At 61.7% G+C, this 7,172-nt stretch carries 8 protein-coding genes and 4 tRNA genes; 8 read left to right on the plus strand and 4 right to left on the minus strand.

What is annotated here, in order from left to right; translation table 11 throughout:
* Positions 1–147 precede the first annotated feature (147 nt).
* The 3 genes from RDM88_RS10610 to sigK all read right to left on the minus strand — a co-directional run bounded on the left by RDM88_RS10610 (position 148) and on the right by sigK (position 2,701).
* Positions 148–789 (minus strand): HAD family phosphatase, encoded by a 642-nt coding sequence (locus RDM88_RS10610; protein WP_308754816.1) that lies wholly within the window; start codon positions 787–789, stop codon positions 148–150.
* Positions 790–901: 112 nt separating this feature from the next.
* A complete protein-coding gene (locus RDM88_RS10615) occupies positions 902–1,975 on the minus strand; it encodes a glycosyltransferase family 2 protein (RefSeq protein WP_308754817.1) in 1,074 nt (357 codons plus the stop codon).
* A 39-nt stretch (positions 1,976–2,014) separates the two neighbouring features.
* On the minus strand, positions 2,015–2,701 hold the full coding sequence (sigK, locus tag RDM88_RS10620) for an RNA polymerase sporulation sigma factor SigK (protein WP_308754823.1): 687 nt from the start codon (positions 2,699–2,701) through the stop codon (positions 2,015–2,017).
* 229 nt (positions 2,702–2,930) lie between these two features.
* Between sigK and RDM88_RS10625 the strand changes: the two genes are divergently transcribed.
* The 7 genes from RDM88_RS10625 (at position 2,931) to RDM88_RS10655 (ending at position 5,287) form a co-directional block, all read left to right on the plus strand.
* The gene (locus RDM88_RS10625; protein ID WP_308754818.1) at positions 2,931–3,275 is read left to right on the plus strand and encodes a phenylpyruvate tautomerase MIF-related protein; all 345 of its coding nucleotides are present in this window, start codon (positions 2,931–2,933) and stop codon (positions 3,273–3,275) included.
* A 125-nt stretch (positions 3,276–3,400) separates the two neighbouring features.
* Complete coding sequence (locus RDM88_RS10630; protein WP_308754819.1) at positions 3,401–3,658, plus strand: DUF1294 domain-containing protein; 258 nt, start codon at positions 3,401–3,403, stop codon at positions 3,656–3,658.
* A gap of 32 nt (positions 3,659–3,690) precedes the next feature.
* Complete coding sequence (locus RDM88_RS10635; RefSeq protein ID WP_308754820.1) at positions 3,691–4,764, plus strand: ATP-dependent 6-phosphofructokinase; 1,074 nt, start codon at positions 3,691–3,693, stop codon at positions 4,762–4,764.
* Between the two features lie 148 nt (positions 4,765–4,912).
* Positions 4,913–4,989, plus strand: a tRNA-Asp gene (locus RDM88_RS10640).
* 4 nt (positions 4,990–4,993) lie between these two features.
* Positions 4,994–5,069 (plus strand) — tRNA-Phe (locus RDM88_RS10645).
* A 3-nt stretch (positions 5,070–5,072) separates the two neighbouring features.
* Positions 5,073–5,148 (plus strand) — tRNA-Gly (locus tag RDM88_RS10650).
* A gap of 64 nt (positions 5,149–5,212) precedes the next feature.
* Positions 5,213–5,287, plus strand: a tRNA-Cys gene (locus RDM88_RS10655).
* Between the two features lie 211 nt (positions 5,288–5,498).
* Here RDM88_RS10655 and RDM88_RS10660 read toward each other — a convergent pair.
* Positions 5,499–6,257, minus strand: a complete 759-nt coding sequence (locus tag RDM88_RS10660; protein ID WP_308754821.1) for a creatininase — start codon at positions 6,255–6,257, stop codon at positions 5,499–5,501.
* A gap of 199 nt (positions 6,258–6,456) precedes the next feature.
* Between RDM88_RS10660 and RDM88_RS10665 the strand changes: the two genes are divergently transcribed.
* The coding region (locus tag RDM88_RS10665) for an amidohydrolase family protein (protein ID WP_308754822.1) at positions 6,457–7,172 on the plus strand (716 nt) is incomplete at its 3' end.

Genomic DNA, 7,172 nt, shown 5'->3' on the forward strand with positions numbered 1-7,172 from the left:
CAGCCCCCTGCGGTTTCTTTCCCCTATTTCTTGTCCGTACAAGAAATAGGGTCGCTGTCGGTCGACTACCGACAAGCCCTCCGACCTCTGGGCGGAAAATCCAAGCGGAAAATCCAAAAAGAAGCCGTCCGGAAGGACGGCTTCTTTTTATTCTGTTTCATTCAGTTCCGCATACCGATTGATGAACCGGTCGGCGAGGGCGCGGATGCGGGGTTCATCCCCGGCGGCGGAGCGGTCGGCGATCGCGACGACGCGAAAGCCCGCGGCCTTGGCGGTTTCCACGGCGTAAAGCGCATCCTCAAAGACGACGACCTCCCCGCGGGGAAGTCCCAGCCGTTCGCAGGCGCGCTCATAGATTACGGGCAAATGCTTGCCCGCGCCCACCTCGGTGCAGGTGAGCAGGAACGCAAAGCGGTCGAGCAGGCCGACCCGCTTGAGCGCGGCCTCCGCGAGATAGCGGTCGGTGGCGGTGGCCACGCACATGCGCACCCCGGCGCGGGAGAGGCGTTCGACGAAGGAAAGGATGTCCGCCTTAGGCGGAATCCGGTGGAAGTAGCTCTCCTCCATGACCTCGTTGATGCCGTCCATCACGTCCTGCGCGGTGCCGGGGATGCCGAACCGTTCGCGCAGATAATCGGCGGTCTGGACCATGCTGAGGTCCTTCAGGGCTTCGTAGAGCCCCGGGGGAGGGCAGACGCCCCGCTTCATGAGGAAGCGGTCGGCGGAGTCGCTCCAGGCGGGCATGGAATCGAGCAGGGTACCGTCCATATCAAAGATTGCGCCTTGCATGAAAACCTCCTTGGCCGGGTGAATTTTCCGTAGCCATTCTACCGCGTTTCGTGAAAAAATGCAAACCAAAGAAATCCATCCCCCGGCGGGCGTGCCGGGGGATGGATTTCTTTCAGGAGCCCAGAGCGGCGAAATAGAGCTTGTTGCGCAGGTAGGAGGGGTCGTCGGGCTTATACTTCCCGGCGCGGTCGTTGTATTCGGCGGCGCGGGCGCGTTCGCCCAGCCGGTCGTAGCAGACGCACAGCTGGATGCAGGGCAGGTAGCCGTAGCAGTCGGGGCTGACGAAAGCGCCCGAACGGTCGTCGCGTTCGCGGGAGAGCGCGAGCTCATACCAGAAGGCCGCCTCCCGGTAGCGCGCGCGGTCGAGAAAATGCTTCCCGATGTCGCAGCAGACCTCTGCGCGCGGCGTATCGTACTCAAGTGCGCGCAGCAGCGCGGAAAGCGCCGCACGCGGCTCTTTCATCGCGTAGCGGCACCAGGAGAGGTGGCGGCAGGCCTCGATGTTGTTTTCGATCCAGCCGTGTCCCCCGTCCAGAAACGCCTCAAACACGCGGACGGCGTCGGCATAGCGGCTGTGGTAGTAGAGCTCGCGCGCGTAGTAGAACTGGTCGCGCGGCGCGAGCTCTCCCTGTGCGGCGAGCTGCTTTTCGTAGATGCGCAGGTTGCGCGCCGGGTCGGAGGGACGCAGCTTGCGGTGGGTAACGGCGGCGTCCCCGTAAACGACGACGCCCGAGGGGGTGATCGCCTCATGCACTGCTCCCGCCCAGCGGTAATCGGGGCTGTTGCGGACGATCCGTTCGCGGTAGTAGGAGAGGGCGGGCTTGCCGTCCGCGTCGAACGCCGTGTTGTAGCGGAGCATGACGACGTCGGCGGCGGGGTCGAGGGTGCGTTTGAGCTCGAGCAGCGCGCCGCAGTCTGCTTCCAGAAGGACGTCGTCCGCGTCGAGCCACATGCAGTATTCCATCTCCGCCTTGGAGAAGGAAAAATTCCGCGCGGCGGAAAAATCGTCGGTCCACGCGAAGTCATAGACCTTGTCGGTATACCGCCGCGCGATCTCCCTGGTCGCGTCGGCGGAGCCGGTGTCCACAATGATGATCTCGTCCGCCGCGTCCGCCGCGCTTTCGAGGCAGCGGGCGAGGACGTCCTCCTCGTCCTTGACGATCATGCACAGGCTGATGGTGATCATGGAACTCTCCTTTACAGGTTTTGCCGCCCGAACGGCGCGTCAGAGAAATGCGCCCTCCCGTTCAAAGCGGGTGCGAAGCGTCCCGATCGCCTTCTTTTCAATACGCGAGACATAGGAGCGGGAAATCTCAAGCTTTTTGGCGACCTCCCGCTGGGTGAGCGGGCGGGTGCCCCCAAGGCCGTAGCGCATGACGATGATCTGCCGCTCCCGCTCGTCGAGGCAGCAGGCGATAAAATCATAGAGCTGCTCCGACTTGATGTGCAGATCGATGCAGTCGATGATGTTATCCTCCTCCGACATAATATCGCCGAGCGTCAGGGAGTTCCCGTCCTTGTCGGTGTCGATCGGGTCGCTTATGTAGACGTCCTGCGCGGACTTCTTCTTATTGCGGAAGTGCATCAGCACCTCGTTTTCGATGCAGCGGGAGGCGTAGGTTGCAAAGCGGGTCCCCTTGTCGGAGTTGAAGGTGGAGACCGCCTTGATCAGCCCGATCGTCCCGATCGAGATCAGGTCGTCCTGGTCCTTGAAGGTGCTGTAATACTTCTTGATGATGTGCGCCACAAGGCGCAGGTTGTGTTCGATCAGGCGGGCTTTGGCGCTTTCGTCCCCGGCGGCGATCCGCTCGAGGCATTCGCGTTCCTCCTTGGCGGAGAGGGGGCGGGGGAAGGACCCGGTACCGGTGACATGCAGGGCGAAATAGAGCAGGTTGCACAGGGCGGCGAACATCGAAAACAAGGAAAGACCTCCTCGGCCGGAACCCGGCGGATTTGAGAATCAGGCGCAAAAGAAAACGCACCATGCAAGACATGGCACGATTCATCTATATGCCGCAGGGCCTCGTCCCGTGCAAGTCCGGCTGCGGGGAGGGAACCGGCTGCCCTTGGAAAAGCGGTTGAAAACACGACGGAAACAGGATATAATAAGCGCGGAAAAAAGATTTGAGGGAGGAATCACAATGCCCTGCATCCAGACAAAGGTAAACGTCACGCTCACCCCGGAAAAGGAAGAGGCGATCAAGCAAAAATTCGGGCGGGCGATCACGGCCATCCCGGGCAAGACGGAAAACTGGCTGATGTGCACGTTCGAGGACGGCTGCCGCATGTATTTCCGCGGGGAGGCCGGCGTGCCGATGGCTTTCGTGGAGGTCAAGGTGTACGGCAAAGCGCCCGCGTCCGCCTTCGACAGGCTGACCGGGGAGATCACCGGCATCCTGCGCGACGAGCTGGGTATCGCCCCCGACCACGTCTACGTCAAATATGAAGAGGCGGCCAACTGGGGCTGGAACGGCGCGAACTTTTAGCGCCGCGAAAAGGGCGGGGAGCGTGCTCCCCGCCCTTTTGCCGCGCGCCTTTTCATCGGCGGGAATATGTGGTATACTGATTCTGCGAGGATTCCGAATGAAAGGATGAGCGGATGGGAACCGTTTTGATATGGGCGCTTATCGCGGTCAACGCCGCGGGCCTGCTGGCCTGCGGGCTCGACAAGTGGAAGGCGAAGCGCGGCGCGTGGCGCATTCCCGAGAAAACGCTCTTTTTCTTCGCCGTGATCGGCGGGGGCTGGGGCGTGTGGGCCGGCATGTACCTTTTCCGGCACAAGACGCGCCGCTGGTACTTTGTGGTTGGGATTCCGGCGATCACGCTGGCGGAATACGGGCTGCTCGCGTGGGCGCTGCTGGTTCGGTAATCGGCCGGGTTTTGCGTAAGGAGGAAAAGGAAATGGCAAAAAGAGTGGGAATTTTAACGGCGGGCGGAGATTGTCCGGGACTGAACGCGACCATCCGCGGGGTGGCCAAGGCGCTTTACCAGAAGATGCCGGACGTTGAGATCGTCGGCGTGGTCGACGGCTTCAAGGGACTCATCAAGGGCGAATACCATGAGATGAAGCAGTCTGATTTTTCCGGCATCCTGACGCGCGGCGGCACCATCCTCGGCACGGCGCGCACCCCCTACAAAAACATGAAGATCGTCGAGAACGACGTGGACAAGGTTGCCGAGATGAAGGGCAACTACAAAAAGATGAAGCTCGACTGCCTCTTCGTCCTAGGCGGCAACGGCACCCACAAGACGGCCAACCTGCTCTCCGAGGAGGGGCTCAACATCATCGGCCTGCCCAAGACGATCGACAACGACATCTGGGGCACCGACGTGACCTTCGGGTTCCACACCGCCGTGGGAATCGGCACCGAGGTGGTCGACCGCATCCATACGACCGCGAGCAGCCACAAGCGGGTCATGGTCATCGAGATCATGGGCAACAAGGCGGGCTGGCTCACCCTCTACACGGGCGTTGCGGGCGGCGCCGACGTCATCCTCATCCCCGAGATCCCCTACGATATCAAAAAGGTCGTCAAGGCGATCGAGCGGCGTGCGGCGACCGGCCGGGGGTTCTCGATCGTGGTGGTCGCGGAGGGCGCGTTCGACGCCGACGAGGCCAAAATGAAAAAGAAGGAGCGCGCCGAAAAACGCGCCGCCGAGGGGATTACGACGGCGTCCGCGCGCATTATGCGCCAGATCGAGGGAAGCTCCGGCTTTGAGACGCGCATGGTCGTTCCGGGTCACTTCATCCGGGGCGGCGAGCCGTCCGCCTACGACCGGGTGCTGGCCTCCCAGTTCGGCGTTTACGGCGCGGAGCTCTTCAGCCGCGGCATCTTCGGCGTGACCGTCGCGCAGCAGAACAACGAGATCGTCCACAACCGCCTGTCCGACGTGGCCGGAAAGACAAAATTCGTCCCGGTCAACGACCAGATGATTTTTACAGCGCGCAGCCTGGGTATTTCCTTCGGCGATTAGGGAATACCATAGGCGGGAGGATTTCCTCCCGCCCGCGTCTGGATTTTCCCGCCGTTCTTTTTTCAAGATTCTTCCCCGAATCCTATTGACAAAAACGGCGGGAACGATTATAATAAATATCGCGCTGTTCGGGAAGAGCGGCGCAGATGGCCCGGTAGTTCAGTTGGTTAGAACGCTAGCCTGTCACGCTAGAGGTCGTGGGTTCGAGCCCCATCCGGGTCGCCAGTTTGCCTTTGTAGCTCAGTTGGTAGAGCAGAGGACTGAAAATCCTCGTGTCGTTGGTTCGATTCCGACCGAAGGCACCAAACGCGGGTTTAGCTCATTTGGCAGAGCGCCACCTTGCCAAGGTGGAGGTAGCGAGTTCGAGCCTCGTAACCCGCTCCAACAAAAAGAGGCCGGGAATGGAAACTTCACGCCTCTTTTTTCATATACTGCGGTATATGAAAGCGGCGCCGTAGCCAAGCGGTAAGGCAGAGGTCTGCAAAACCTTCATTCACCGGTCCGATTCCGGTCGGCGCCTCCAAAGACAAAGGTCCCGCTGCGAAAGCAGCGGGACCTTTTGCGCATCCTCGGCGTGGGAAGCAAAAAATCTGCAAAACCTTCATTCACCGGTCCGATTCCGGTCGGCGCCTCCAAAGAGAAAAGGTCCCGCTGCGAAAGCAGCGGGACCTTTTGCGCATCCTCGGCGTGGAAAACAGGGCGGCGGACCCACAGGGGTCCGCCGCCCTTTCCTGTCAGCCGGGAAAGGCTGTACCGACGATCTCGACGAGGCGCGGGAGAACCGCCTCGACGATCAGCCGCCCCTTTTCCGCCGAGGAAGAACGCGCGGTCGCGAGGACCCCGGTGGCGGGGATGGCGCCTTTGTCGATGGGGTATTTGAAGTAGGGGCAGGGCGCGGCGCCCTTTGAATCGACGATCAGGTCCTCCCGCACGAGCTCGGGCGCGAAGTAGAGCATGAGGGAGGTCTCGGTGATCGCCGCGTGCTCGAACGCCCAGCCGGGGAAGGGCACCTTGTCGAAGAGGCGGCCGATCAGCTCCTCGGGCATGGGATCCCACCAGTTGGAGAGCAGGAGGGTGACGCGGTCCCCGTACCGGGCGCTGCAAAGGTCCATCGCCTCGATGAGGAAGGGGTCGTTTTCAAAGTGCGCGTTCATAATGAAAATTTTGGTGAAGCCGTCCCGCACGAACTCGTCGAACAGGTCGGAGGCGAGCTGCTGGAGCGTCGCGCCGTTCAGGTCGATCGTGCCGGGGAAGAGAGGGCCGCCGCCGCTCAGGGGCTTCGATTTATAGCCGTAGGAGAGGGTGGGGGCGACCACGCCGCCGACCGCCTGGGCGAGCCGGCAGGCGAACTGCTCGGCGAGCACCGCGTCCACGCAGAGCGGCAGGTGCGGCCCGTGCTGTTCGGTCGCGCCGACCGGGAGGATGAGGACCCGGTCCTTTTTCGCCTCGAATTCCCGCCAGGTCATCCGTTCCATCTTGACTTCTTCAAACATGCTGCGCCCTCCTTTTGGATGTTCATCACATAATCAAATGATAAGGGAAAAGGATTGTGGCTACAATGTACAAAAAGTCCGAAAGCTCGCGAAATGCTTGTACGCAGGGTACAATGACGAAGCCGTTTTGCTGTGCTATGCTTTTTAACAGAGAACACGGCGGCCACCGGCCCGCCTGGATCAAAGGGGATTTCAGGACATGAAGAGGACCTTATTTCTGAACGCGAAGCTCAAGGGCGCCTCCGGCGTCACCGACCTTCTGGTGGACGGCGGCGTCTTTTCGGAGATCGCCCCCGGCCTGGGCGCCCGGTATCCGGAGGCGGAGCGGGTGGACCTTGGCGGGAAGTTGACGCTTCCGCCCTATGTGGAACCGCACATCCATCTGGATTATGTATACACGGCGCGCGAACCCGGCGCGAAAAACAACAGCGGAACCCTCTTCGAGGGCATCCAGCGCTGGTCGGAGACAAAGGGCGGCATGTCCGCGGAGGAGATCAAGCGCCGCGCCCGCATCGCCCTGCGCAAGGAGATTTTGAGCGGCATCCAGTACGTCCGCACCCATGTGGACGTGACCGACCCCAGCCTCACGGGCCTGAAGGCGATGCTGGAGCTGCGCGAGGAGGTCTCCGACCTCGTCACCATGCAGATCATCGCCTTCCCGCAGGAGGGGATGTACTCCTATCCGGGCGGCGACCGGCTCGTGGAGGAGGCGCTCAAAATGGGCGCCGACGTCGTCGGCGCGATCCCGCACTTTGAATTCACCCGCGAGTTCGGGCTGCGCTCGGTCAAAACGGCGGTCGACCTCGCGGTCAAATACGGAAAGCTCGTGGATGTCCACTGCGACGAGACGGACGACGAGCAGTCCCGCTTCCTCGAGGAGCTGGCCGCGCAGGCCTACCTCAGCGGCATCGGCGA

This window comes from uncultured Anaerotruncus sp., from assembly GCF_902490045.1.
Classification (GTDB): Bacteria; Bacillota; Clostridia; order Oscillospirales; family Ruminococcaceae; genus Anaerotruncus.